Origin of the sequence: Streptomyces sp. VTCC 41912 (assembly GCF_045799175.1) — a bacterium.
GTDB lineage: Bacteria > Actinomycetota > Actinomycetes > Streptomycetales > Streptomycetaceae > Streptomyces > Streptomyces albulus_C.
Window position 1 is genome coordinate 262,413 of the sequence record NZ_JBJMAB010000003.1, and the last position, 25,399, is coordinate 287,811.

Consider the following 25,399-nt stretch of genomic DNA (forward strand, 5'->3'; position numbering starts at 1 on the left):
CCGGAGAAATCCGGAGACCGGGGGTCTTGCGTTGTGTCCGCAGTTCCGCGGGTCGACCGCCGTGCGGTGCGGGCGCGAAGTGGGCCCGGTCACGTGAGCACCGCGACGTGAGTCCTACGTCACATCGCCCGCCGCGCTTGCCCGTTCGGGGTGTCCTGCGGGTGGTGAAGTGACTGCCGTCACAGCTTGCACGGCGGCGGTGAAGGCGCGGACCCGGGCGGTTTCCCGTGCCGCGTGGTGCACCACCCCCAGCACCGACTCCCGGAGCCCGGTGATCGGAACGAAGACGACGTCACGGCGCCCGTGGTAGTCCGCCGTCGGTCGGCACAGCAGCATCCCGCCCCGGTCCGCCGCGGTCAGCGTCAGGCCCTCTTGGAGCGTGCTGACCCGGGGGCCGGCCGGGATGGGCAGGCCGCCGGGCGTGGTGGTGGGCGCCTGCGCGGTGCGCCAGTACGGTGGCGCCGGCTCGTCGGGGGAGATCAGGGGCAACGCGGTCAGCTCCTCGGCGTCGACGGCCGTGCGGGATGCCAGGGGGTGCCGCACGGACAGTGCCACGGTGAGCGGCTGCGACGAGAACACCGGGCCCAGCACGAGGTCCGGTTCGGTGACCGGGAGCAGCAGCACCGCCACGTCCACCGCCCCGCTCCGCAGCGCGCTGAACGGGTCGCAGAGCGGGATCTCCACGATCTCCGTGGTGCACCGCGGGTGCTGGGTGTGGAAGGTGCCGATGGCCTGCATGATCTGGTCGTCCGCGGTGCCCTGGAATCCGACGGCGAGCCGGCCCTCGACGCCGCGGGCGGCGGACCGGGCGCTCTCCACCGTGGCGCGCAGGGCGTCGTAGGCGGGGCGCAGGGAGGCGAGGAACTCCTCGCCCAGGGGCGTCAGGCGGACCCGGCGGCACGTGCGGTCCACCAGGCGCGCCCCGATCCGGGACTCCAGGGAGCGCAGCAGCTGACTGACCCGGCTCTGGGAGACGTAGAGGCGGGTGCCGGTGCGGCCGAAGTGCAGTTCCTCGGACAGCACGAGGAAGCACTCCAGCTCGCGGAGTTCGAGGCCGCCGGCGCCGATCGGGCCGCTGCGGGTGGTCGGGCCGCTCATGACTCCCTTCCCGGTGCGGTCGATCGATGAGTCCTGCTCATAGAAGGGTGAGGGGTTCACTGTTGTTCCCGGGCGCTGCGGGGCGTTGGGTGGGCGCCATGGCGAAGAGCGAGAGTGCGGAGCGCGTCGCGGGCGCCGCGGACACGGCTGCGGACCGGCAAGCGGCGGCGGCTGCGGGGGAGTTGCGGCGGCCGTGGGGCGGTGGGTGGCCCGCGGTAGCGGCGTCGGCGGCGGCGACGTTCACGGTGGTGACGTCGGAGCTGCTGCCGGTGGGACTGCTGACGCCGATCGGTCGGGACCTGGGGGTGACGGACGGGACGGCCGGGCTGACGGTGAGCGTCACCGGCATGGTCGCCGCGGTCGCCGCCCCGGTGTTGACGCTGCTGATCGGACGCCGGGACCGGCGTGCCGTCCTCGCCGTCCTGATGGGCACGTTGGCGGTGGCGAACCTCCTGGCGGCGTACGCGCCGAATGTTGTGGTGCTGTTGGTGGCCCGGGTGCTGGTGGGGCTTGGGATGGGCGGGGTGTGGGCGATCGCCTCGGGGCTGGCGGTGCGGCTGGTCCCGGAGCGGCGGGTGGCGGCGGCCACGGCCCTGATATTCAGCGGGGTCGCGGCGGCGTCCGTCCTGGGCGTGCCGGCCGGTGCCCTGGTGGGCGAACTGGCGGGCTGGCGCACGGCGTTCGTGGCGATGGCCGGGGTCTGCGCGGTGGTGGCGGGTGCCCTGGCCGTCCTGCTGCCACGGCTGGAGGCGAGCGGCGCGGTACGGCTGGGCGGGGTACTGGAGCTGTTGCGCCGGCCCCCGGTGTGCACCGGGTTGGCCCTGGTCGCGCTCCTGGTGACGGGGCACTTCGCCGCGTACACGTACGTGCGTCCGGTCCTGGAGGAGGTGGCGGGCGCGCAGCCCGGCCAGATCGGCAGCGTGCTGTTGGCCTTCGGGGTCGCCGGGCTGGCGGGGAACTTCGCTTGCGGCGCCGCCGCGGCGCGTGTCCCGCGGGCCGCACTGCTGGCCATCTGCGCGGTGCTGGCCACCGCGGTCCTGTTGGTGCCCCCGATGGGGCACGCCGCGGGCGTGCCGGGCGCCGCGGTCATGGTGGCCCTCTGGGGCCTGGCCTACGGGGGTGTGTCGGTCGGCACCCAGACCTGGCTGATGGCGGCCGCGCCGGATGCGCGGGAGGCGGTCTCCGCGCTGTTCGTGGCGGTGTTCAACGCGGCCATCGCCCTGGGGGCGTTGGTCGGCGGGCGGGCCGCGGACGGCTGGGGGGCCGGTGGCGTCATCTGGTTGGGCGGCGCGCTCGTGGTGGGTGCGCTGCTGACCGTGGTGCTGGGCCGGGCCCCGTCCAGGGGAGCGGCGAGCACCGGGTGAGGCGTACGGGACGTGCCGCCCGGGGGCGGGCAACTACGGGCCGCGGGGCGCGTGGTCGCTGCCCCGGGCGGCGCGTCCCGGTGTGCCCGACGGGGGCGGTGTGCCGGCGTGCGCGTCGGAGTCGGCGGTGTGGTGCCGGTCTCCGGGCCGGGCTCCCGTCGGGCGGTGCGCCGTCCGCTCAGGCGGAGAGGCGCGCGACCAGTTCCTTGGCCTTGGTCTCGGCCTGCTCGTGGGCCTTGGCGCGGGAGGTCTCGAAGAGCGGGACCAGCTCGGACATGGCGGGGTTGGCGGGGGCCATGGTCAGCTCCGGCACGATGAACTCCACGTCGAGGCCGAAGGCGCCGTTGAGGACGGCCTCCAGGTAGTTCTGGACGTACTCGAAGGACTCGCGCGGGGTGCCCGGCGCGTAGGAGCCGCCGCGGCTGGCGACGACGACGGCCGGCTTGCCCTTCACCGACGCGTTCTCGCCGGCGGTGCGGCCCATGATGATCGCCTGGTCGAGCCACGCCTTGAGGGTCGAGGGGATCGTGAAGTTGTACATGGGCGCGCCTATGACGATGGCGTCGGCCTGCTCCAACTCCTCGGCCAGCTGGGTGCGCAGGGCGAACGCGGCCTGCTGCTCCGGGGAGTGGGTGGCCGGGTCGGAGAAGCCGGCGGAGGCGCCGACGGCATCCAGGTGGGGCAGCGGGTCGGCGGCCAGGTCGCGGTGGATGACGGTGCCGTCGGGGTGCTGCTCCTCCCAGGTCTTGCGGAACGCGGCGGTCACCGAACGGGACGCGGAGCCGTCCTCGGGGAAGAGGGACGAGTCGATGAGCAGGAGCGTGGCCATGGGATCGGTCCTTCGCTACGGGGCCGGGCGGGACCGGCCGTTAGTTGAATTCCGTATGTCACTATTCATAGCACAGGAACTTACTTTTCCGCAGTAGCCAACGGGAAGACGGTACTCTGGAGGCATGGCGGACCACGACGAAGCGGTGTGTAGGCAGGTCGACGGCGGTATGACGCGCGTCTTCGAGCTGTTCGGTAAGCGCTGGACGGGTCTGATCGTGGCCACCCTGATGCCCGGGCCCGTTCACTTCGCCGACCTGAGGCGCGCCATCACCGGCATCAGCGAGCGGATGCTCTCCGACCGCCTGATGGAGCTGGCGGCGACCGGCCTGGTCGTCCGCGAGGTCGACGCCGGTCCGCCGCTGCGCGTCTCCTACCGGCTCACCGAGGCCGGCCGCGCCATGGAGCCCGCCCTCGTGGAACTGGGGCGCTGGGCCGAGACCTACCTCGTCGAGGGCGGGCAGTGTCCGGAGCGGTTCCGGAAGTAGCGGCGGGGCGGCCCGGGGGCTGGCGGGGGCCGTAGGGCGCGGCTCTTGTGGGGCTGAGGGGCAGTGCCGTCGCCCCGTTGGGCGCACCCCTGCTCCCGGGGCGTCGGTCGTTCGCGGTGCGTCAGCCGAGTCGTTCCTGGGCGGCGTTGTAGCGGACCAGGTACGAGGCGAAGCGGTCGAGGTCCTCCTCGCGCCAGTCGGCGAGCCGCTCGTGGAACGCCTTGCGTCGGCTGGCGGTCACGTTCGCGAGCACCTGGGCGCCCTCGGCGGTGGGGTGCAGGACCTGGACGCGGTGGTCGTCCGGATCGATGCGCCGCTCGACGAAGCCGAGCCTCTCCAGCGCTGCGATCTGTCGGCTGACCGTGGACTTGTCCAGGTAGTAGTGCGCCGCGAGGTCGGTGGCGCGGCATCCCTGCTGGTCGTCGAGGTGGGCGAGCAGGGTGTAGGAGACCAGGGACAGCTCGGGGTGCATGCGGGCGGCGGTCGCGCGGGCGCGCCGGGCGAACGCGGTCATCTCCTGCTGGATGGTCTCTACGGAGTCGTCGCGGTGGGTCACGGAGTTGCCTTTCGGTGAACTAGTTGTATAGTACAACGTGGCGCGAGGGTTGTAATTGCCAACTACTGAGTGCCCCACCCACCGGAGCCACCACCCCTGGCCACAGCTGAACGACGACGACCGGACCGCCCCACGACCGGCCCCGGACGACCACGAAGAAGGCTTGCCCATGACCGCGGACCGACGACGTCCCGACCACCACAGCGACCGGCACCCCACCCGCGCCGCCGACCTGCGCCACGTGGTGACCCACCTGCTCACCCCGCTCCTGATGTGCATCGGGATGGGCCTCGCCTACCTGGGCGCCTTCGCCAACCCCGCACCGCACCACCTGCCCGTCGCCATCGTCGGAACCGGCACCCACGCACAGGTCCTCGCCCAGACACTCAACGACGAGACGCACGGCACCCTCGAAGCACGCACCGTCCCCGACCGCGCCACCGCCATCGAGCAACTCAAGGACCAGGACGTCTTCGGCGCCTACCTGGCCGGCGCCAAGGCCACCGGCACCGGTGCACCGCGCACCCCCGAACTCCTGGTGGCCACCGCCGGATCCGACACCAGCGCCACCGTCGTCCAGAAGGTCTTCACCCCGCTCGCCGCCCAACAAGGCGCCCCGCTGAAGGTCACCGACATCGCACCGACCGCCGAGAACGACCCCACCGGGCAGGGCATCTTCTTCCTGCTGGTCGCCATCAGCATCGGTTCCTACGCCTCGGTCGCCGTGATCGGCGGCGCCGGCGCCGTCCTCCCGATGCGCCTGCGCGCCGCCCTCGCGATCGGCACCTCCTTCGTCGTCAGCATCATCGGCACGCTCTTCGCCGGCCCCGTCTTCCACCTCGTCGACCACGGCCTGTGGGCCCTGTGGAGCCTGGCCTGGCTCTACTCGGCCGGCATCCTCCTCATCGGCACCGGCCTGCACACCTTCCTCAAGCGATGGACCACGCTCGGCGTCATGACGCTGTTCGTGATGCTCAACTTCACCTCCTCCGGCGGCATCTTCCGGCCCGAGATGCAGAACGGCTTCTTCGCCGCCCTGCACTCCTTCTGGAACGGCGCCGGCTTCGTGGAAGGCACCCGCAGCCACGTCTACTTCGCCGACCACGGCCTCGCCGGACACGTCTGGACCCTCGTCGGCTGGCTGGTCGTCGGCCTGCTGACCGTCGGCGTGGCGGCACTCGCCGAAAACCGCCGACGCACCGCCGAAGCCGAAGCGATCGCCCACGCCGGAGCCGTGGCCGCCGCCGCAGTGGCGGCCACGGTGCCCGAACGGGCCCCCGCCCCCGGACGGGCCCCGGCACACTCCGCAGCAGGAGGGGAGACGGACGCGGAGGAGGAGATGGAAGAGGCGGTCGGGGTGTAGGCGGGCGGCCGCCGCGCGGGGCCTTCAGCAGCCGCCCGCCGCCCGCCGCCGCCCGCCGCCGCCCGCGCGGTCCCCGCTCTCCGCTCCCGCTCCCCGGCAACTGCTCCCCCGCATCCGAAAGTTATCCACAGGCCCGGCGGACACCCGCCGAACATCGGTAACGTCATCGACCAGCAAGCCGGAAACACCCGGCGAGCCGGACGGATGCGGGGGATCCCGGTGCACCGACACGCACCGCGGATGCCGCGCGAAACCAGGGGCGTGAAGGGGGAGGTGGCCCGCCATGTCGCGTGTGCCATACGTACCGGGGTTCGCAAGGGCGGACGAAGAAGGGCCGTCGGCCAAGGCCGTGGGCCGAGAACTGCGGGCACGGCTGCCCCGGGCCGAACAGGCCGCCCTGCGGCTCACGACCGCCCGGCCCGACGCGGTCGCCTCGGTCGAAGAATCCAACGCCGGGCGACTGCCCGAACTGACGCCGATACGCGTCGGGCGCATGGCCGCCAGCCCCTTCGCGTTCCTCCGCGGCTCAGCCGGACTCATGGCCCACGACCTCGCGGAAAGCCCCGTCACCGGCATCGGCGCCCAACTCTGCGGCGACGCGCACGCCGCGAACTTCGGCATCTACGCCGACGCCCGCGGCGGCCTGGTCATCGACCTCAACGACTTCGACGAAACCGTCCACGGCCCCTGGGAATGGGACGTCAAACGGCTCGCGACCTCGATAGTCCTGGCCGGCCGAGAAGCGGGCGCCAACGACGACGCCTGCCGGGCCGCCGCCCAGGACGCCGCCGGCGCCTACCGACGCACCATGCGGCTGCTCGCCAAGCTCCCGGTGACCGAGGCGTGGAACGCCATCGCCGACGAAGAACTCGTCTCGCACACCGACGCCCGCGACCTCCTGGGCACGCTGGAACGGGTCGAAGCCAAGGCCCGCAAGAACACCAGCGCGCGCTTCGCCGCGAAATCCACCGAGCGCGGACCCGACGGCGGACTCCGCTTCGTGGACGCACCACCCGTCCTGCGCCGGATACCCGACGCCGAAGCGACGGCCGTCGCGGCCTCGCTCGCCGGCTACCTGGAAACCCTCCCCGACGACCGACTGCCGCTGCTCGCCAGGTACGCCGTGCACGACGTCGCCTTCCGCATCGTGGGGACCGGCAGCGTCGGACTGCGCTCCTACGTGGTGCTGCTGCTCGACCACCGCGGCGAGCCCCTGGTCCTCCAGGTGAAAGAGGCCCGCCGCTCCGTACTCGCGCCCTACGTCACCAAAGCCGGCTTCCCCTCACCCCCGGCGGAACACGAAGGACGACGCGTGGTGCTCGGCCAGCGACGCATGCAAGTCGTCAGCGACCTGCTGCTGGGCTGGACCACGGTGCGCCAGAACACGGCACACGGCATACCCGGCCAGGCCGACGACACCTCACACACGGCTGCGGCGACACCGGACGGTGCGGGCGCGGGACTGCCGTTCCAGGTGCGGCAGTTCCGCAACCGCAAGGGCAGCGTCGACCCCGCCCAACTGACCGACGGGCAGCTCGACGACTACGCCCGCATGACCGGCGCCCTCCTGGCCCGCGCCCACGCACACAGCGCCGACCCGCGCGTCATAGCCGGCTACTGCGGCAAGGGCGAGGCACTCGACGAAGCGATGGCGGCCTTCGCGGTGACCTACGCGAACCGCACCGAAGCAGACCACGCGGACCTCGTCGCGGCGATCCGCAGCGGGCGGGTGGCGGCGGAGAGCGGGGTGTGAGCGGGCTGTAGGAGGGGCCGAGGGGGCGAGGGGGCGAGGGGCGAGGGGGTTTTGGCGGGAGCGGTGGGGGTGGGTGGGCGAGGGGAGGGGGGGAGGGGGCCCCACCCGGATGCTTCAGGTGCGGCCCGGTGCCCAGTTCCCGCAGGGCCGTACGCTGACCGGGTGACGAACTCGCACGCGGAGAACGCGCAGGACGGCCAGGACCGACCGGATGTACCGGGGGCACCCGGTGCCCCGGCCGAACCGGGGGCGGCGGACGCCCGCGGGGAGGTGCCGGGCGCGGAGCGGAGCGGGGGGTCGGCCGCTGCCGGTGGGGGGCCGGAGGGCGCGGCCGGTGCCGCGGATGCGCAGGACGAGGCGACGCGGCGGTTGGCGAAGGCCGTGGAGGCGGCTGAGCGGGCCTTGATCGAGTTCGAGATCGCGGTGGAGACCTTCCGGGTGGAGGTGGAGAACTTCTCCCGGCTGCACCACCAGCGGCTCGGCCCCATGTACGCGCGGTTGGACGAGCTGGATGCGCAGATCGCGGAGGCCGTGGCGGCGCGCACCGGCGACCCGGAGGACATCCGCAAGGCCCGTGAGGCCCGTGCGTCGGTGCTGCCGATGCCGCAGGTGGAGGAGTTGTTCCACGGCTGGCTCGGTTCGGAGGGGCTGTTCCCCGAGGCGCAGGCGATGCTGACCGACCAGCCGGTCCAGCCGCCGCCGAAGGTGCGGCCCGGCGAGGAGGCCCGCAAGATCTACCGGGATCTGGTGCGTCGGGCGCACCCGGACCTGGCGCGCGACGATGCGGAGCGGGCCCGGCGGGACGGCTTCATCGCGCGGGTCAACGCCGCGTACGGGCGGGGCGACGAGAAGTTGCTGCGGGAGCTGGTGCGGGAGTGGGAGGCCGGGCCGGCGCCCGTGGAGCGGCGGCCGAGCGCGAGCGAGGAGCTCTACGCCCGGCTGGAGTGGCTGGCCGAGCGCAAGGAACTGCTGTCGTCCGTGGCCGCGGAGCTGGAGACCAGTGCGATCGGCGCGATGATCAAGATGGCGCCGGACGACCCGGACGCGTTGTTGGACGAGATCGCCGAGAAGCTGTTGGCCGACCTCCGGGAACGCGAGGCGTACCTCGCTCAGCTGGTCGGGTAGCGTCGGGAGCATGCATTTCGGTTCTGTGCCCACGGTCGGTGTCGACGCCCTCACGCCCGAGGACTTTCTTCTGGACGTCCGCGAGGACGACGAGTGGGAGGCGGGGCATGCCGAGGGGGCGTTGCATATCCCGATGAGCGCATTCGTCGCCCGTTACGGAGAGTTGACGGAGGCCGCGCCCGCGGACGGGAAGATCTACGTGCTGTGCCGGGTCGGCGGGCGGTCGGCCCAGGTCGCGCAGTACCTGATCCAGCAGGGCGTCGACGCGGTGAACGTCGCGGGCGGCATGCAGGCGTGGGAGGCCGCCGGGCGTCCGGTGTCGGACGGCAAGGGCGGCGCGGGCGCGGTCATCTAGACCCGCTGGTCGAGACGTCCTTCTGGCTCCGCTGCCCGGTGGCGGGTGGGGCGTGGGCGCGTCAGCTCAGCGGGTGCGCGGCGAGGAGTTCGCCGAGGGCCTCTTCGTGGGCTGCCGCGGGGCCCAGCGCGAGTTCGAGCTGTTTGGCCCAGGCGTGGTAGCGGTGCAGCGGGTAGTCGGTGTCGGCGCCGAAGCCGCCGTGGAGGTGCTGGGCGGTCTGGACGACGCGGCGGACACCTTCGGCGGCCCAGATCTTGGCGACCGCGATGTCCCCGGTGGGCGGGAGGGGTCCGGTGGCTCCGGTGGTGAGGCGCCAGGCCGCCTGCCAGAGGGTGGCCTCCATCGCGCGGAGGTCGATGAAGCGGTCGGCGGTCTGGACGGCGACGGCCTGGAAGGTGGCCAGGGGGAAGCCGAACTGTTCGCGTGTGCTGGTGTAGTCGCTGGTCATGGCGAGGACGCGTTCGCCCAGGCCCAGGGCGAGTGCGCAGGTGCCGGTGGTGAGCAGGTTGCGCAGGGTCTCCCAGGCGTCCGGGTCGGTGAGGGTGTTCCGGGCGTCGATGCGTACGGAGTCCAGGTGGGTTTCGGCGTGCGGTTCGCCGTTGGTGGAGGTCTGGCCGTGGAGGCTGAGGCCGGGGCTGTCGCGGGGGACGAGCGCGAGGACGGTGCGGCCGTCGGTGGTGTGGGCGGGGAGCAGGATCCGGTCGGCGGTGGGTGCCCAGGGGACGGCGGTGTGGGTGCCGTCGAGGGTCCAGGTGGTGTCGTCCTGGCGTGCGGTGACGGCGAGTTCGGCCGGGTCGTGGCCGGTGTGGCCGTTGGTGGCGGCGGTGATGACGAGGTTGCCGCTGGCGATCTGTGGCAGGACCTCGGTCCGTAGGGCGTCGGTCGCGTGGTGCTGGAGGGTGTGCGCGGTGGCGTAGGACTCCAGGAGGGGGACGCGGGCGAGGACCTTGGCGGATTCGCGGAGGACGAGGCAGAGGGCGATCGGGTCGAGGCCGGCGCCGCCGTGCTCGGGGGCGAGGGGGAGGCCGAGGAGGTCGGCGTCGGCGAGTGTGCGCCAGAGGGTGCGGTCGAAGTCGTCGGCGACGGGGCCGCGGGTGAGTGCCGGGCTGGGGACGTCGTCCGGGGTGACTCCGGAGAAGACGGCTTGTGCCGCTTCGACGGCGGCCTGTTGTTCTTCGGTGAAGGTGAAGTCCACTGGTCCGTCCTCCCGCGTCGCGCCGTCGGCGTCCGACCTCCGACGTGTCAGATCTGACGAGGCGTCAAGGTAGAACATGTTGCAGGAATTGGGAATGGCGCGGACGCGGACGGTGGTGGCGGTTCCTCAGCGGTCGAAGTCCAACTCGACCTTTTCCGTGGCCGGGTGGGACTGGCAGGCCAGCACGTACCCGGCGTCGACCTCGTCGGACTCCAGGGCGAAGTTGCGGTCCATCCGGACGTCGCCGGACACGAGGAAGGCGCGGCAGGTGCCGCATACGCCGCCCTTGCAGGCGTAGGGGGCGTCGGGGCGGTTGCGGAGGACGGCTTCCAGCAGGGATTCGCCGTCGTGGACCGGCCAGGTGCCGGAGCGGCTGTCGAGGGTGGCGGTCACCGTGCTGTGTGCGGGCGCGGTGGCGGCGGGAACGGGGGCCGCGGCGCCGTTGTCTATGTGGAAGATCTCTTCGTGGATGCGGGTGCGCGGTACGTCGAGGGCGCGCAGTGCCCGCTCGGCGCCTTGGACGAGGCCGAAGGGGCCGCACAGGAACCAGCCGTCGACGGCGTCGGTCCGCAGCAGCGCGGGGAGCAGGGCGTGCAGGCGTTCCTCGTCGAGGCGGCCGGAGGGGAGGCCGGCCTGCCGCTCTTCGCGGGAGAGGACGTGGACCAGTTGGAACCGGTCGGGGTAGCGGTCCTTGAGGTCGGCCACCTCCTCCAGGAACATCGTGGAGGCCGTGGTGCGGTCGCTGCGGATCAGGCAGAAGCGGGCATGCGGTTCGCGGGCGAGCAGGGTGGTGACGATGGACAGCACCGGGGTGATGCCGCTGCCGCCGACGATGCCGACGAACTGGCCGGGGCGGGGGGCCAGGGTGAAGCGGCCGGCCGGGGCCATCACGTCGACGGTGTCGCCGACGGCGAGTTCCTTCAGGGCGTGGGTGGAGAAGGCGCCGTCTTCGACCAGGCGGATGCCGACCCGTAGGACGGGGTCATCGGTGGCGGGGGTGCACAGGGAGTAGGTGCGGCGGATCTCCTGGCCGTGGAGGGTCGCGCGCAGTGCGATGTGTTGCCCGGGGGTGTGTCGGAAGGTCGAGCGGAGTTCGGGCGGGACCGTGAAGGTGACGGCCACCGCGTCGTCCGTGAGCCGCTCGATCTCCCGCACCTGGAGCGGGTGGAACATCACAACTCCTTGAAGTGGTCGAAGGGTTCGCGGCAGGACTCGCAGCGGCGCAGCGCCTTGCAGGCCGTGGCGGAGAACCGGCTGAGCAGCGTGGTGTCGGTGGATCCGCAGTGCGGGCAGCGGAGGGTGAGGTCGACGGTGACCGGTCCGCTGGTCGGGCGGGTGGGCCGTGGTGGGGCGATGCCGAACGCGGCCAGTTTCCGGCGGCCTTCGTCGGTGATCGCGTCGGTGGTCCACGGTGGGCTGAGGACGGTGCGGACGTCGACCCTGGGTATGCCGTGGTCGTGCAGGACGCGTTCCACGTCGGCGGACATCGCTTCGATGGCGGGGCAGCCGGTGTAGGTGGGGGTGAGGGTCACCTCGACGTGGTCGGGGGCGGTGAGCCGCACGCCGCGCAGGACGCCGAGTTCGGCGAGGGTGAGGACGGGCAGCTCGGGGTCGGGAACGGCGCCGGCGAGGGCGAGGAGTTCCGCTTCCAGGGCCGTGGTGGTCACCATGTCGCCCCCGGGTGGCTGCGGTGGAGGTGCTGCATTTCGGCGAGGAGCCGGCCGAAGGGTTCGGTGTGCAGTCCCTGGCGTCCGCCGCCGGCGGTCCAGGCGCCGTGCTGGGGGCCGTCGGGGACGGTGAGGGTGGCGCGCGCGAGGGTGGTGGTGATGCGGGTGGTCCACTCGGTGCGGAGGGCGGTCCAGGGGACGTCGTCCAACCCTTCGACGGGGTCGAAGGGTTCGCCGGTGAAGCGCCAGAGGGCGTCCAGGGCGCGTTGCATCCGGGTGTGGCTCTCTTCGGTGCCGTCGCCGAGGCGCAGGGTCCACTGCTCGGCGTGGTCGCGGTGGTAGGCGGTCTCCTTGACGGCCTTTGCGGCGAGCGGTGCCACGGTGGTGTCGGTGGTGGCGAGGTGGTCGTAGAGCAGCTCTTGGTAGGTGGAGAAGTAGAGCTGGCGGGCGAGGGTGTGGGCGAAGTCGCCGTTGGGCTGCTCGACGAGTTGGATGTTGCGGAACTGGCGTTCCTCGCGGAGGTAGGCGAGTTCGTCCTCGTCGCCGACGAGGGAGAGCAGGATCCGGGCCTGGCCGAGGAGGTCGAGGGCGATGTTGGCCAGTGCGACTTCCTCTTCGAGGACGGGGGCGTGGCCGGCCCATTCGCCGAGGCGGTGGGAGAGGATCAGGGCGTCGTCGCCGAGGGGGAGGGCGGGGGTGGGCGTCATAGGTGGTGCACCCCCTCCGGGATCTCGTAGAAGGTCGGGTGGCGGTAGGGCTTGTCGCCGGCCGGTTCGAAGAAAGAGTCCTTCTCGTCCGGGGAGGAGGCGGTGATCTGGGCGGAGGGCACCACCCAGAGGGAGACGCCTTCGGAGCGCCGGGTGTAGAGGTCGCGGGCGTTGCGCAGCGCCATCTGGGCGTCGGGGGCGTGGAGGCTGCCGGCGTGGGTGTGGGAGAGGCCGCGGCGGCTGCGGACGAAGACCTCCCACAGGGGCCAGTCGGCGGGGCCTGCGGTGGGTGCGGCGTCCGCCGTGCCGGTGGGCTGGGGCGTGCCGGCGGGCGGGGCCGGGGTGTTGGCGGGGCGTGGTGTGGTCATCGGGCCGCCTCCTCCTGGTCGGTGCCGGTGTGCGGCGTGGGGGCCGGGTGCTTGGCGGCGTGTGCGGCGGCGGCCTCGCGTACCCAGGCGCCGTCGGCGTGGGCGCGGCGGCGGCGGCCGATCCGTTCGTCGTTGCAGGGGCCGTTGCCCTTGAGGACTTCGCGGAATTCGGTCCAGTCGATGGCGCCGAAGTCCCAGTGGCCGCGGTCTTCGTTCCACCGCAGGTCGGGGTCGGGGAGGGTGAGACCGAGGGCTTCGGCCTGGGGGACGCAGATGTCCACGAAGCGTTGGCGGAGTTCGTCGTTGGAGTGCCGCTTGATCTTCCAGGCCATGGACTGCGCGGAGTGGGCCGATTCGTCGTCGGGCGGGCCGAACATCATCAGCGACGGCCACCACCAGCGGTCGACGGCGTCCTGGGCCATGGCGTGCTGGGCTTCGGTGCCGCGGCTGAGGGTGAGCAGGAGCTCGTACCCCTGGCGCTGGTGGAAGGACTCCTCCTTGCAGATGCGGACCATGGCCCGTGCGTAGGGGCCGTAGGAGCAGCGGCACAGCGGGACCTGGTTGGTGATGGCGGCGCCGTCCACGAGCCAGCCGATGGCGCCGACGTCGGCCCAGGTCAGGGTGGGGTAGTTGAAGATCGAGGAGTACTTCTGGCGGCCGGTGTGGAGCTTGTCGAGGAGTTCGTCGCGGCCGGTGCCGAGGGTTTCGGCGGCGCTGTAGAGGTACAGGCCGTGGCCGGCCTCGTCCTGCACTTTGGCCATGAGGATCGCTTTGCGGCGCAGGGACGGTGCCCTGGTGATCCAGTTGGCTTCCGGCTGCATGCCGATGATCTCGGAGTGGGCGTGCTGGGCGATCTGGCGCACCAGTGAGGCGCGGTAGTCGTCCGGCATCCAGTCGCGTGGTTCGATCCGCTCTTCCGCGGCGATGGTGGCGTCGAACAGGGCTTCGTGTCCCGTGTCCTGCGGCGCGATCGTCGTCATGTGGTGCCCCCTCCTCCCGACCGACCGATCGTTCGGTTCAATGGTGGGTGGGGCGGCGGCGGGTGTCAAGCCTGTGGATAACCCGGGGAAGGTGTGCCGGGAGCGGCCGCATAGGTACGGTTCCGGGGCGGAGACACCCGCATGAGGACTGGGAACGGGGCGGGAATGCAGTCATACGGGGACGAAACGCGGCCGTTGGCCGCGCTGTCGCTGCCCTCGCGCATCGTCATAGGAACGGCGGCCAGCGCCATCGCGGTCGCCGCCCTGATCCATCTCGCGATGATGTTCTTGCACGTCGCACCGTCGAACACGCTCAGCAAGCAGCAGTCCGGCCTGATCAGCGACTACGTCTATCCCGAGTACGAGCAGAACTGGAAGCTGTTCGCCCCCAACCCCCTCCAGCAGAACACCGACGTCCAGGTCCGTGCGCAGCTGCGCACCCCGGACGGCACGTCGCGCACCACCGACTGGACCGACCTGACCGCCCGCGACGGGCAGGCCATCCTCCACAACCCGCTGCCCAGCCACACCCAGCAGAACCAGCTGCGCCGCGGCTGGGAGCTGCTCTCCAGCACCCTCGACGCGCAGAACCGCCCGAGCGGCGACCGCGGCGAGATGTTCGCCCGCTACCTCCGCCGGATCGCGATGCTCCGGATGTCCGGCGAGTGGACCAGGGACGGCGACCGGGTCGCCGAGATCCAGTTCCGCTCGCGGACCACGGCGGTGCTCCCGCCGCCGTGGAGCGCCGAGAAGGTCAGCGACAAGCCCGTCTACCGCGTGCTGCCCTGGTGGCAGATCACCGCCTCCGATCTGCCCGAGGGGGCGACGAACAAGTGACGTCACCGACGCCGCAGCCGCCCACCACCCCGCCGAGCACCGGCACCGTGCAGACCACCAACGACGCCCCGCCGGCCGCCGACGCTCCTGGTGCCTATCAGGAGACCCGCATCGAGCGCCTCATCGGCCGTGGTCTCGCCCGGGTCACCGCCCGCGCCCTGGCCCCGTACCAGACCGCCGTCATCCGGATCGGCTTCGCCGGCACCTGGTTGCTGTTCCTGCTGCGGGAATGGCCGCACCGGCAGCAGCTCTACGGCCCCGCCGGCCCGTTCGACTCCGGCATGGCGCGCCAACTGCTCGACGGCAACCACGCCCTGTCCGTCCTGGTGTGGTCCGACGGCCGCGGCTGGTTCGAGTGCGTCTACTTCCTCGCCATCGCGGCCAGCGCGCTGCTGATGCTCGGCTGGCGCACCCGCACCATGTCGGTGCTGTTCATGATCGGCGTGCTCTCGCTGCAGAACCGCAGCGTCTTCATCGGTGACGGCGGCGACAACGTCATCCACCTGATGTCGATGTACCTCGTGCTGACCCGGTGCGGGCAGGTGTGGTCCCTGGACGCGCGCCGCGCCCGGCGGGCGGCCGCCCGCCCGGCGGAGGACGGCGCGGCCCCGCCCCGGGACGTGACCGGCATCGTGCTGTGGGCGGTGCTGGGCCTCGCCCTCGCCGTCGCCCAGCTGCAGGGCGCCGCCGGCCTCACCTGGTTCGGACACGGGCCCTTCCCGCACTTCGGCTGGAGCCTGGCCCTGTGGGGACTGTGGGCGGCGCACGGCCTGTGGTGGGCGGCGCAGCGGTACGCCCCCGGGGAGCCCCGGACGGTCCTCGACACCCTCGCCACCCTGGCGCACAACGCCGTCCTGCTGGTGATCATGGTCGAGGTCTGCCTCGTCTACGCCACCGCCGGCTGGTACAAGATCCAGGGCTCGCGCTGGCAGGACGGCACCGCCGTCTTCTACCCGATGCACCTGGACTACTTCTCCCCCTGGCCGGGGCTGTCCCACTTGCTCGGCAGCAACGGCCTGATGGTCATGCTGATCACCTACGGCACCGTGATCGTCCAGGTCGCGTTCCCGTTCACCCTGTTCAACCGGCGCCTGAAGAACGTGCTGCTGGTCGCCATGATCTGCGAGCACCTGTCGATCGCGGTGCTGCTCGGGCTGCCGTTCTTCTCGCTGGCGATGATCACCGCCGACGCGGTCTTCCTGCCGACGAACTTCCTGACCTGGCTCGGCGGCCGCCTCTCCCACCTGCGCGGACGGCTGTTCCCGGGCACCGGCGCCGCCGGCTCCGAAGTGGCGGCCGGCGAGGGGCCACCGGAGGGCGCTGCCCGCTCCGGTGGCGATGGCCATACGCTCGTGGGGTGAGCAGCGAAACCACCGCCCCCGCCGAGCCCCTCCAGTACGACGACGGGTACGGGCCCAAGATCGGCGTCGGCCCGCACCCGGAGCCCTGGCCCGAGGACGGCCGCTACGACCCCGAGCTGCTCGCCCACGGCGACCGTCGCAACGTCGTCGACGGCTACCGCTACTGGACCCGTGAGGCGATCGTCGCCGACCTCGACACCCGCCGTCACGACTTCCACGTGGCCGTCGAGAACTGGAGCCACGACTTCAACATCGGCTCGGTCGTCCGGACCGCCAACGCCTTCCTGGCCAAGGAGATCCACATCGTGGGGCAGCGCCGCTGGAACCGCCGCGGTGCGATGGTCACCGACCGCTACCAGCACGTCCGCCACCACCCCGACACCGAGGCCCTGACCTCCTGGGCCGCCACCGAGGAACTGCCGATCATCGGGATCGACAACCTCCCCGGCTCCGTGCCGCTGGAGACCACCGTGCTGCCGCGCCGCTGCGTGCTCCTCTTCGGACAGGAGGGGCCGGGGCTGACCGAAGAGGCCCGCCGGCACGCCTCCCGGGTCTGCTCGATCGCGCAGTTCGGCTCGACCCGCTCCATCAACGCCGGAGCCGCCGCGGCCATCGCCATGCACGCCTGGATCTCCCGCCACGCCCGGATCGAGGACGTCTGACGCGACCCTGACCGCCGGGACTCCACCCGGACCGGCTGCTCCGGGCCGCGCATGACGGCGGCCGTGCGCGGGGACGGCCGGACCGGCTCACTCCCCGGTGCGGCCGCGGGCTGGTCGCCGGGTCCCCACGGAACACGGGGACCCGGGCCCGGGCAGCCGCTCGGCCCCGGGCCCGCCCGCGATCTCACGCCTCCCGACGGACCTCCACCGTCCGGAACCGGTTCGCCACGAAGGCGCCGTCGCACAGCGCCGCGTTCGCCGCCGGATTGCCGCCCGAGCCGTGGAAGTCGGAGAACGCCGCGGTCTGGTTCACGTACACCCCACCGGTCAGGTTCAGCGACAGCTGGGCGCATTCCTCCAGGCAGACCTCCTCCACCTGGCGCTCCACCTCGGCAGAGGTGGTGTACGCCCCGACCGTCATGGCGCCCTTCTCGTGGACCGTGCGGCGCAGCAGCGCCACCGCGTCGGTGGCGGAATCGACCGCCACGGCGAACGCCACCGGGCCGAAGCACTCCGACAGGTACGCCGCCTCGGAGTCCGGCTTGGCGCCGTCCAGCTTCACGATGACCGGCGTGCGGACCGTGGCTCCCGGGAACTCCGGGTTCGCCACCTCGCGGGAGGCCAGCGCCACCTCGCCGAGCCCGGACGCCTCCCCGATTCGCGCCGTGACCTGCGGATTGACGATCGCGCCGAGCAGTGCGTTGGCCCGTGCGTCATCGCCCAGCAGACCGCTGACCGCGCCCGCCAGATCGCTGACGACCTCGTCGTACGACTTCGGGCCCGCGTCGGTGTCGATGCCGTCCCGGGGGATCAGCAGGTTCTGCGGGGTGGTGCACATCTGGCCGCTGTAGAGCGACAACGAGAAGGCGAGGTTGCTCAGCATGCCCTTGTAGTTGTCCGTGGACTCGATGACCACGGTGTTGACGCCGGCCTTCTCGGTGTAGACCTGCGCCTGGCGGGCGTGCGTCTCCAGCCAGTCGCCGAAGGCGGTGGAGCCGGTGTAGTCGATGATCCGGACCTCGGGCCGGACCGCCAGCGTCTTGGCCAGCCCCTCGCCGGGCTTGTCCACCGCCAGGCACACCAGATTGGCCGGCAAACCTGCCTCGGCGAGCACCTCGCGGGCCACCTGGACCGTCAGCGCCAGCGGCAGCACGGCGCGCGGGTGCGGCTTGACCAGCACCGGGTTGCCGGTCGCCAGCGAGGCGAACAGGCCGGGGTAGCCGTTCCACGTAGGGAAGGTGTTGCAGCCGATCACCAGGGCCACGCCGCGCGGCACCGCCCGGAAGGACTTGGTCAGCTCCAGCGGGTCCCGTTTGCCCTGCGGCTTGCTCCACGCCGCCTTCTGCGGGGTGCGGGTCTGCTCCTCGTAGGCGTACGCCACCGCCTCCAGGCCGCGGTCCTGCGCGTGCGGCCCGCCCGCCTGGAACGCCATCATGAACGCCTGGCCGCTGGTGTGCATCACGGCCTGGGCGAACTCGTGGGTGCGCGCGCTGATCCGGGCGAGGATCTCCAGGCACACCGCGGCGCGGGCCTCCGGGCCGGCGTCCCGCCACTCGGGGATCGCGGCCTGCATGGCCGGCAGCAGCACCGAGACGTCCGGGTGCGGATAGGTGATGCCCAACTCCGGCCCGTAGGGCGAGACTTCCTCGCCCGTCCAGGCGTCCGTGCCGGGCTGGTCGAGCGCGAAACGGGTGCCACGCAGCGCCTCGAAGGCAGCCAGGCCGTCCGGTGCGGCGGTCTCGCCGTATGCCTTGGGGTGCTCGGGGTGCGGGGACCAGTACGCGCGGGTCCGGATTGCTTCCAGCGCCTTGTCGAGGGTCGGGCGGTGCTTCTCGATCAACTGCGCTGCGGTCATTTCGGCGGCCATCGATGACCAACTCCTCGTCGACTGCGCGGAAAGTGGATGGGGACTGGGAGTGACACAGCAACGGAGTTAGAGTAACCGAACGATCGGTCGGGGCAAGAGTGCTCGACCAACCTGTGGAAAACTCGCTCGGGGAGGATCAGCTGCCATGACGGCAATCGGCACCGACACCACCGTGGCAGTGGTGGGCACCGGCACCATGGGTCAGGGGATCGCGCAGGTGGCGCTGGTCGCCGGGCACCCCGTGCGGCTCTACGACAGCGCACCGGGCCGTGCCGCGCAGGCCGCCGAGGCCGTCGTGCGGCGGTTGGACCGACTGGTGGAGAAAGGCCGGATCCCGGCGGTCGAACGGGACGCCGCCCGCGCCCGTCTCTCCCCCGCCGAGACCCTCGCCGAACTCGCCGACGCCGCACTCGTCGTCGAGGCGATCCTGGAGCAACTCCCCGCCAAACAGGAGCTGTTCCGCGCCCTTGAGGACGTCGTCCCGGCGGACTGCCTGCTGGCCACCAACACCTCCTCCCTCGCGGTGACCGCGGTCGCCGGCGGGCTCCGGCACCCCGGGCGCTGCGTGGGCATGCACTTCTTCAACCCCGCGCCCCTGCTCCCGCTCGTCGAGATCGTCAGCGGCTTCGCCACCGACGACGACGCCGCGACCACCGCCTACGACACCGCCGCGACCTGGGGGAAGACCCCCGTGCGCTGCGCCGACACCCCCGGCTTCATCGTCAACCGCATCGCCCGCCCCTTCTACGCCGAGGCCCTGCGCGTCCACGAGGAACGGGGTGCCGACCCCGCCACCATCGACGCCGTCCTCCGCGAGGGCAGCGGCTTCCGGATGGGCCCGTTCGAACTCACCGACCTCATCGGACAGGACGTGAACGAGGCGGTCACCCACTCGGTGTGGACCGCGTTCTTCCAGGACCCGAAGTTCACCCCCTCGCTGGCCCAGCGCCGCCTGGTGGAGTCCGGCCTGCACGGCCGCAAATCGGGGCGCGGCTGGTTCGACTACGCCGAGGGCGCCCGCCGGCCCGAGCCGCACACCGCAGGGCCCTGCCCCGCGCCGTCCTCGGTCACCGTGCTCGGGGAGCTCCCCGGGCCCGCCGCGGTGCTGCGCGAGGCGATCGAGGAGGCCGGCATCAAGGTCACCGGCGACCGCACCGCACGGGAGCCGGAGTCCGCGGGTGCCGTCCGGCTGCCCGGTGGCGCCCTGCTGGCCCTGACCAGCGGCGCTCCGGCCACCCGCCGGGGCCCAGGCGCCACCATCAGCTTCGACCTCTCGCTCGACTACCGGGCCGCGACCCGGGTCGCCCTCGCCCCCTCGGCGACCGCCTCCGAGGGGGACCTCGCCGAGGCCGTCGGACTCTTCCAGGCGCTCGGCAAGCAGGTCAGCGTCATCGACGACGTTCCGGGCATGATCGTCGCCCGCACGGTCGCGATGATCATCGACTTCGCGGTGGACGCCGCGGCCCGCGGCGTCGCCACCCCCCAGGACATCGACACCGCGATGCGGCTCGGGGTGAACTACCCCGGCGGTCCCATGGAGTGGGTCGACCGGCTGGGCGCCCCCTGGGCGTGGCGCCTGCTGGACTCCCTGCACCGCCAGAATGCGCAGGGACGCTACGTACCGTCCTGGGCGCTCCGGCGCCGTGCGGACCTCGAGGAATGGGTGCTCTAATCATGACCATGGCCAAGCGCGACGCCTACACGCCCGATTCGCTGCTCGCGGTCTCCGTCGAGGTGTTCATCGAGCGCGGCTACGACGGCACCTCCATGGAGCACCTCTCCAAGGCGGCCGGCATCTCCAAGTCGTCGATCTACCACCATGTGCGCAGCAAGGAAGAGCTCCTGCGCCGCGCGATAAGCCGTGCCCTGGACGGGCTCTTCGGTGTTCTCGCGGAAGCCGACGCCCAGGAGGGGCGGGCGATCGAGCGGCTGGAGCACGTCACCCGGCGGGTGGCCGAGGTGCTGATGGACGAACTCCCCTACGTGACGCTGCTGTTGCGGGTGCGGGGGAACACCGACACCGAGCGGTGGGCCATGGAGCGCCGCCGCGAGTTCGACCACCGGGTCGCCGACCTCCTCAAGGAGGCCGCCGCCGACGGTGACCTGCGGGACGACGTGGACGTCCGGCTGGCCACCCGCCTGCTCTTCGGCATGATCAATTCGATCGTGGAGTGGTACCGGCCCGGACGGGGCGGCGCCGCCAGCCGTGACGAGGTCGCCGAGGCCGTGGTGCGGACGGCGTTCTCGGGGCTGCGCAAGGTCTGAGCGGGCGGGTTCGCGCGTGCGGTTCGCGGCGGGGCGGACAGGGGCCGGGAAGGCCCCACACGGCCCCGTCGGCGCCGCCCCCGGCCTCGCCCGCGGCCCCGGCGCTACCCCTCCTCCACCCCGAGGTCCGTCTCCTCGAACACCAGCAACGTGCGGGTGCTGAGCACCTCCGGTATCGCCTGGATCCGGGTCAGGACCAGTTCGCGCAGCTCCCGGTTGTCCTTGGTGTGCACCAGCAGCAGTACGTCGAAATCCCCGCTGACCAGCGCGATGTGCGCGGCACCGGGGAGCGTGGTGAGTTGTTTGCGCACGGTCCGCCAGGAGTTCTGCACGATCTTCAACGTGATGTAGGCGGAGGCGCCCTGACCTGCCCTTTCCTGGTCCACGAGGGCGCTGAAGCCGCGTATGACGCCGTCGTCGAGCAGCCGATTGATCCGCGCGTAGGCGTTGGCGCGCGAGACGTGCACCTGCTCGGCGACGGAGCGTATCGACGCCCGGCCGTCGGTCCGCAGCAGCCGCAGGATGGCGCGGTCGATCTGGTCGAGGGGGCGTGCGGCCGGAGGTGCGGGGGCGGGCGCCGCCGACGGCTGCCCGCCCGGATTGGCCATCTGTTCCTCCGGCATGTGCTCCCGCCTCCCCTTTGTGGACTCCCTGCCTTCATCACAAGCTGTGGAGAACCGTTTGTCCACAGGCTGAACCCGCCTGTAGCCAAAATGCATCAGCGACCGAACAATCGGTAGGGAAGGGGTCACCGGCCCCGACCGTTCGCGTTCTGCCCGACCCCCAGCGACCGCTGGGAGGCACCACCGGCTCGCCCACCACCCATGAGGCGCATCGCGCCACCCCTTCGATGACGAGGAGGTGCCCGACATGACGGTTCTCGAGCAGCCCGGCAGCAGCAGGCACACCAGTGACCTTGCCGGCCCGCCGCCCGCCTGGCGGCCGCGCGTCGATCCCGCGCCCCTTCTGCCCGACGCCGAGCCGTACCGCCTCCTGGGCACCGACGCCGCCGGCCGGCTCGACCCCGGACTGCTGAAGCGGCTCTACACCGAGCTGGTGCGCGGTCGCCGGTACAACACCCAGGCCACCGCCCTCACCCGCCAGGGCCGGCTGGCGGTCTACCCCTCGTCCACGGGCCAGGAAGCCTGCCAGGTCGCCGCCGCGCTCGCCCTCCAGGAGCAGGACTGGCTCTTCCCCAGTTACCGCGACACCCTCGCCGCCGTCGCCCGCGGCCTCGATCCGGTGCAGGCCCTGACCCTCCTGCGGGGCGACTGGCACACCGGCTACGACCCTTACGAGCACCGCATCGCCCCCCTGTGCACCCCGCTCGCCACCCAGCTCCCGCACGCCGTGGGCCTGGCGCACGCCGCCCGCCTCAAGGGTGACGACGTGGTCGCCCTGGCCATGGTCGGCGACGGCGGCACGAGCGAGGGCGACTTCCACGAGGCGCTCAACTTCGCCGCCGTCTGGCAGGCGCCGGTCGTCTTCCTCGTGCAGAACAACGGCTTCGCGATCTCCGTGCCGCTCGCCAAGCAGAGCGCCGCGCCGACCCTCGCCCACAAGGCGGTCGGCTACGGCATGCCCGGTCGCCTGGTGGACGGCAACGACGCCCCCGCCCTGCACGAGGTCCTCACCGACGCGGTGCGCCGGGCCCGTGAGGGCGGCGGCCCCACCCTCGTCGAGGCCGTCACCTACCGCCTTGAGGCCCACACCAACGCCGACGACGCCACCCGCTACCGCACCGACGCCGAGGTCGAGAGCTGGCGGGCCCACGACCCGATAGCCCTGCTGGAGCGCGCGCTGACCGACCGCGCCCTGCTCGACGACGCGTTCGCCACCGCCACTCGCGACGGCGCCGAGCGCCTCGCCGCCGACCTCCGGGAGCGGATGCACGCCGAAGCGTCGCTGGCGCCGATGGACCTCTTCGACCACGTCTTCACCCAGCAGACCAGCCAATTGCGCTCCCAGGCCGCCCAGTTGCGCGCCGAGCTGGACGCCGAGGCCGAAGGGGCCGAAGCACCCGAGTCCGCCACGGGCACCGTGGCGCCCGCCCAGGAGGCCAGGCCATGACGACCACCGCCGCGCCGACCGCGCGCAAACCGGCCACCATGGCGCAGGCGCTCACCCGCGCCCTGCGCGATGCCATGGCCGACGACCCGACCGTCCACGTGATGGGCGAGGACGTCGGCGCCCTGGGCGGCGTCTTCCGGATCACCGACGGCCTGGCCGAGGAGTTCGGCGAGGACCGCTGCAGCGACACCCCGCTCGCCGAGGCCGGCATCCTCGGGACCGCCGTCGGCATGGCGATGTACGGGCTGCGGCCGGTCGTGGAGATGCAGTTCGACGCGTTCGCCTACCCGGCCTTCGAGCAACTGGTCAGCCACGTCGCCCGGATGCGCAACCGCACCCGGGGCGCGGTCGCCATGCCGCTGACCATCCGCATCCCCTACGGCGGCGGCATCGGCGGCGTCGAGCACCACAGCGACTCCTCCGAGGCGTACTACCTCGCCACCCCCGGCCTCCAGGTCGTCACCCCGGCGACCGTCGAGGACGCCTACGGGCTGCTGCGCGCCGCCATCGCCTCCGACGACCCGGTCGTCTTCCTCGAACCCAAGCGGCTCTACTGGTCCAAGGCCGACTGGTCGCCGGACGCGCCCACTGCGGTCGCCCCCATAGGCCGTGCAGAGGTCCGCCGCCGCGGCAGCAGCGCCACGCTCCTGACCTACGGCCCGTCCCTGCCCGTCTGCCTGGAGGCCGCCGAGGCCGCCCGCGTCGAGGGCTGGGACCTGGAAGTCGTCGATCTGCGCACCCTGGTGCCGTTCGACGACGACACGGTGTGCGCATCGGTGCGGCGCACCGGGCGGGCCGTGGTCGTCCACGAGTCCAGCGGGTTCGGCGGTCCCGGCGGCGAGATCGCCGCGCGGATCACCGAGCGCTGCTTCCACCACCTGGAGGCGCCGGTGCTGCGCGTGGCCGGCTTCGACGTCCCCTACCCGCCGCCCATGCTGGAGCGTCACCACCTCCCGAGCGTGGACCGGATCCTGGACACCGTCGCCCGCCTCCAGTGGGAGTCGCGCTGGACCGAAGGACGTGGTGCGTGATGGCCGTGGTGCGCGAGTTCACCCTGCCCGACCTGGGGGAGGGCCTCACCGAGGCGGTGATCGTGCAGTGGCTGGTCGAGGTCGGCGAGGTGGTGGCCGTCGACCAGCCGGTGGTGGAGGTCGAGACCGCCAAGGCGATGGTCGAGGTGCCGTGCCCGTACGGCGGGGTGGTCACCGCCCGCTTCGGCGCGGCGGGCACCGAAGTCCCGGTGGGGGCGCCCCTGGTGACGGTCGCGGTCGGCGCGGCACCGGAGGACTCGGCCGGTCGCGGGTCGGCCCCCGGCAGTGCCAACGGATCGGCCTCGGTCGCCGCGCCGGCGGACCCGGCCCCCGGCGCCGAGGGCGCGGGAACGGACGCTGCCGGTTCGGGAAACGTCCTGGTCGGCTACGGGACGAGCGGTGCCGCGGCGCGCCGCCGGCGGATCCTCCCGAGCGCCGCGGAGGCCCCCGCGCGCCGCTCCGCCACGCCCGCACCCCCCGCCACCACGAACGGCACGGCCACCAACGGCACCGCGACCGGGGACGCCCCCGGCACCGCGGCGGCCGACGGCCCCCGCACGGTGGCCGTCATCTCCCCGCTGGTGCGCCGCATCGCCCGGGAGCACGACCTGGACCTGCGGGAGGTACGAGGCAGCGGGCGCGACGGCCTGATCCTGCGGACGGACGTCGAATCCGCGGTGCGGGCCCTGGGCGAACGGCAGTCCGCCGCGGCCCGCACCGCCGGCACCGCCGACGCCGCCGGGCCCGTCCCCGGTGAGGAACGGATCCCGCTCAAGGGCCTGCGCGGCGCCGCGGCCGAGAAGTTCAGCCGCAGCCGCCGTGAGATCCCGGACGCGACGTGCTGGGTGGACGCCGACGCAACCGACCTCCTCGCCACCCGCCGGGCGATGAACGTCCCCGGTGCCCCCAAGGTGTCACTGCTGGCCCTCCTCGCCCGCATCTGCACCGCCGCGCTCGCCCGCTACCCCGAGCTGAACGCCACCGTGGACACCACGGCCCAGGAGATCGTCCGGCTGCCCGCCGTCCACCTGGGCTTCGCGGCGCAGACCGACCGCGGCCTGGTGGTGCCGGTCGTCCGGGACGCCCAGGGCCGCACGGTCGAGCAGCTGTCCGCCGAGATCGCCCGGCTCACCGACGCCGCGCGGGCCGGGAAGCTCTCCCCGGCCGAGCTGTCCCGCGGCACCTTCACGCTCAACAACTACGGCGTCTTCGGCGTCGACGGCTCCACCCCGATCCTCAACCACCCCGAGGCGGCGATGCTCGGCGTCGGCCGGATAGCCGCCAAACCCTGGGTCCACGACGGTGAGTTGGCGGTGCGGGAGGTGGTCCAGCTCTCGTTCACCTTCGACCACCGGGTGTGCGACGGCGGCATCGCCGGCGGATTCCTGCGCTACGTGGCCGACTGCGTGGAGCAGCCCGCGCTGCTGCTGCGCTCGTTGTGACGGCCGGGCGGCGGCAG

25 protein-coding genes are annotated in these 25,399 nt (G+C 72.5%); 14 read left to right on the forward strand and 11 right to left on the reverse strand.

Going from position 1 to position 25,399, the window contains the following annotated elements:
* Positions 1-114: 114 nt before the first annotated feature.
* Positions 115-1,098 (reverse strand): LysR family transcriptional regulator, encoded by a 984-nt coding sequence (locus ACJ6WD_RS06600; protein WP_407615284.1) that lies wholly within the window; start codon positions 1,096-1,098, stop codon positions 115-117.
* 98 nt (positions 1,099-1,196) lie between these two features.
* Between ACJ6WD_RS06600 and ACJ6WD_RS06605 the strand changes: the two genes are divergently transcribed.
* The gene (locus ACJ6WD_RS06605) at positions 1,197-2,462 is read left to right on the forward strand and encodes an MFS transporter (protein ID WP_407615285.1); all 1,266 of its coding nucleotides are present in this window, start codon (positions 1,197-1,199) and stop codon (positions 2,460-2,462) included.
* 178 nt (positions 2,463-2,640) lie between these two features.
* Here ACJ6WD_RS06605 and ACJ6WD_RS06610 read toward each other — a convergent pair whose 3' ends face one another.
* On the reverse strand, positions 2,641-3,291 hold the full coding sequence (locus ACJ6WD_RS06610) for an FMN-dependent NADH-azoreductase (protein WP_233657228.1): 651 nt from the start codon (positions 3,289-3,291) through the stop codon (positions 2,641-2,643).
* Between the two features lie 124 nt (positions 3,292-3,415).
* Here ACJ6WD_RS06610 and ACJ6WD_RS06615 point away from each other — a divergent pair, with 124 nt between their 5' ends.
* On the forward strand, positions 3,416-3,778 hold the full coding sequence (locus ACJ6WD_RS06615; protein ID WP_016574483.1) for a helix-turn-helix domain-containing protein: 363 nt from the start codon (positions 3,416-3,418) through the stop codon (positions 3,776-3,778).
* 121 nt (positions 3,779-3,899) lie between these two features.
* Here the strand turns inward: ACJ6WD_RS06615 and ACJ6WD_RS06620 are convergent, their stop codons facing one another.
* The gene (locus tag ACJ6WD_RS06620; protein WP_331247496.1) at positions 3,900-4,334 is read right to left on the reverse strand and encodes a MarR family winged helix-turn-helix transcriptional regulator; all 435 of its coding nucleotides are present in this window, start codon (positions 4,332-4,334) and stop codon (positions 3,900-3,902) included.
* A gap of 169 nt (positions 4,335-4,503) precedes the next feature.
* Between ACJ6WD_RS06620 and ACJ6WD_RS06625 the strand changes: the two genes are divergently transcribed.
* From ACJ6WD_RS06625 to ACJ6WD_RS06640, 4 genes are all read left to right on the forward strand, one after another.
* Complete coding sequence (locus ACJ6WD_RS06625) at positions 4,504-5,697, forward strand: ABC transporter permease (protein WP_407615286.1); 1,194 nt, start codon at positions 4,504-4,506, stop codon at positions 5,695-5,697.
* Positions 5,698-5,980: 283 nt separating this feature from the next.
* Positions 5,981-7,450 carry a DUF2252 domain-containing protein gene (locus tag ACJ6WD_RS06630; RefSeq protein WP_376555563.1) on the forward strand — a complete coding sequence of 490 codons (1,470 nt, stop codon included), beginning with the start codon at positions 5,981-5,983 and terminating at the stop codon, positions 7,448-7,450.
* 162 nt (positions 7,451-7,612) lie between these two features.
* The gene (locus ACJ6WD_RS06635; RefSeq protein ID WP_233657224.1) at positions 7,613-8,575 is read left to right on the forward strand and encodes a hypothetical protein; all 963 of its coding nucleotides are present in this window, start codon (positions 7,613-7,615) and stop codon (positions 8,573-8,575) included.
* Between the two features lie 10 nt (positions 8,576-8,585).
* Positions 8,586-8,930 (forward strand): rhodanese-like domain-containing protein, encoded by a 345-nt coding sequence (locus tag ACJ6WD_RS06640; RefSeq protein WP_016570509.1) that lies wholly within the window; start codon positions 8,586-8,588, stop codon positions 8,928-8,930.
* Between the two features lie 61 nt (positions 8,931-8,991).
* On the opposite strand, the gene ACJ6WD_RS06645 is transcribed toward ACJ6WD_RS06640, so the two are convergent.
* The 6 genes from ACJ6WD_RS06645 to paaA form a co-directional block, all read right to left on the reverse strand.
* Complete coding sequence (locus ACJ6WD_RS06645; protein WP_407615287.1) at positions 8,992-10,125, reverse strand: acyl-CoA dehydrogenase family protein; 1,134 nt, start codon at positions 10,123-10,125, stop codon at positions 8,992-8,994.
* Positions 10,126-10,251: 126 nt separating this feature from the next.
* Positions 10,252-11,298: a 2Fe-2S iron-sulfur cluster-binding protein gene (locus ACJ6WD_RS06650; RefSeq protein WP_376555570.1), complete on the reverse strand. Its 1,047-nt coding sequence runs from the start codon at positions 11,296-11,298 to the stop codon at positions 10,252-10,254.
* Entirely contained in the window at positions 11,298-11,795 is a 498-nt protein-coding gene (gene paaD / locus ACJ6WD_RS06655; protein ID WP_376445438.1) for a 1,2-phenylacetyl-CoA epoxidase subunit PaaD, read from the reverse strand. Before paaD ends, ACJ6WD_RS06650 begins: the two co-directional genes overlap by 1 nt.
* A complete protein-coding gene (gene paaC / locus ACJ6WD_RS06660) occupies positions 11,789-12,499 on the reverse strand; it encodes a 1,2-phenylacetyl-CoA epoxidase subunit PaaC (RefSeq protein WP_407615288.1) in 711 nt (236 codons plus the stop codon). Before paaC ends, paaD begins: the two co-directional genes overlap by 7 nt.
* Complete coding sequence (gene paaB / locus ACJ6WD_RS06665) at positions 12,496-12,867, reverse strand: 1,2-phenylacetyl-CoA epoxidase subunit PaaB (RefSeq protein ID WP_374206781.1); 372 nt, start codon at positions 12,865-12,867, stop codon at positions 12,496-12,498. The genes paaC and paaB overlap by 4 nt, the downstream gene beginning before the upstream one ends.
* A complete protein-coding gene (gene paaA / locus ACJ6WD_RS06670; protein WP_233657219.1) occupies positions 12,864-13,847 on the reverse strand; it encodes a 1,2-phenylacetyl-CoA epoxidase subunit PaaA in 984 nt (327 codons plus the stop codon). The genes paaB and paaA overlap by 4 nt, the downstream gene beginning before the upstream one ends.
* Positions 13,848-14,012: 165 nt before the next feature.
* On the opposite strand from paaA, the gene ACJ6WD_RS06675 reads away from it, so the two are divergent.
* From ACJ6WD_RS06675 to ACJ6WD_RS06685, 3 genes are read left to right on the forward strand one after another with little or no spacing between them, the layout of a single operon-like run.
* Positions 14,013-14,684 carry a DUF5819 family protein gene (locus tag ACJ6WD_RS06675; protein ID WP_233657218.1) on the forward strand — a complete coding sequence of 224 codons (672 nt, stop codon included), beginning with the start codon at positions 14,013-14,015 and terminating at the stop codon, positions 14,682-14,684.
* Positions 14,681-16,045, forward strand: coding sequence for an HTTM domain-containing protein (locus ACJ6WD_RS06680; RefSeq protein ID WP_376555578.1), 1,365 nt, complete (start codon positions 14,681-14,683; stop codon positions 16,043-16,045). The genes ACJ6WD_RS06675 and ACJ6WD_RS06680 overlap by 4 nt, the downstream gene beginning before the upstream one ends.
* Positions 16,042-16,707 carry a TrmH family RNA methyltransferase gene (locus tag ACJ6WD_RS06685; protein WP_016570500.1) on the forward strand — a complete coding sequence of 222 codons (666 nt, stop codon included), beginning with the start codon at positions 16,042-16,044 and terminating at the stop codon, positions 16,705-16,707. The genes ACJ6WD_RS06680 and ACJ6WD_RS06685 overlap by 4 nt, the downstream gene beginning before the upstream one ends.
* Before the next feature lie 184 nt (positions 16,708-16,891).
* On the opposite strand, the gene paaN is transcribed toward ACJ6WD_RS06685, so the two are convergent.
* Positions 16,892-18,574 carry a phenylacetic acid degradation protein PaaN gene (gene paaN, locus ACJ6WD_RS06690; RefSeq protein WP_407615289.1) on the reverse strand — a complete coding sequence of 561 codons (1,683 nt, stop codon included), beginning with the start codon at positions 18,572-18,574 and terminating at the stop codon, positions 16,892-16,894.
* Positions 18,575-18,719: 145 nt separating this feature from the next.
* On the opposite strand from paaN, the gene ACJ6WD_RS06695 reads away from it, so the two are divergent.
* Together ACJ6WD_RS06695 and ACJ6WD_RS06700 are read left to right on the forward strand one after the other, a co-directional pair.
* Positions 18,720-20,246 (forward strand): 3-hydroxyacyl-CoA dehydrogenase, encoded by a 1,527-nt coding sequence (locus tag ACJ6WD_RS06695; RefSeq protein WP_331247681.1) that lies wholly within the window; start codon positions 18,720-18,722, stop codon positions 20,244-20,246.
* 2 nt (positions 20,247-20,248) lie between these two features.
* Positions 20,249-20,839: a TetR/AcrR family transcriptional regulator gene (locus ACJ6WD_RS06700; RefSeq protein WP_233657214.1), complete on the forward strand. Its 591-nt coding sequence runs from the start codon at positions 20,249-20,251 to the stop codon at positions 20,837-20,839.
* 104 nt (positions 20,840-20,943) lie between these two features.
* Here ACJ6WD_RS06700 and ACJ6WD_RS06705 read toward each other — a convergent pair whose 3' ends face one another.
* A complete protein-coding gene (locus ACJ6WD_RS06705; RefSeq protein WP_233657213.1) occupies positions 20,944-21,462 on the reverse strand; it encodes an Lrp/AsnC family transcriptional regulator in 519 nt (172 codons plus the stop codon).
* A 247-nt stretch (positions 21,463-21,709) separates the two neighbouring features.
* Here ACJ6WD_RS06705 and pdhA point away from each other — a divergent pair, with 247 nt between their 5' ends.
* The 3 genes from pdhA to ACJ6WD_RS06720 are packed head-to-tail and all read left to right on the forward strand — an operon-like array spanning position 21,710 to position 25,382.
* Complete coding sequence (gene pdhA / locus ACJ6WD_RS06710; protein WP_016570495.1) at positions 21,710-22,909, forward strand: pyruvate dehydrogenase (acetyl-transferring) E1 component subunit alpha; 1,200 nt, start codon at positions 21,710-21,712, stop codon at positions 22,907-22,909.
* On the forward strand, positions 22,906-23,940 hold the full coding sequence (locus ACJ6WD_RS06715; protein ID WP_407615290.1) for an alpha-ketoacid dehydrogenase subunit beta: 1,035 nt from the start codon (positions 22,906-22,908) through the stop codon (positions 23,938-23,940). Before pdhA ends, ACJ6WD_RS06715 begins: the two co-directional genes overlap by 4 nt.
* On the forward strand, positions 23,940-25,382 hold the full coding sequence (locus ACJ6WD_RS06720; protein WP_407615291.1) for a dihydrolipoamide acetyltransferase family protein: 1,443 nt from the start codon (positions 23,940-23,942) through the stop codon (positions 25,380-25,382). The genes ACJ6WD_RS06715 and ACJ6WD_RS06720 overlap by 1 nt, the downstream gene beginning before the upstream one ends.
* Positions 25,383-25,399: the final 17 nt, after the last annotated feature.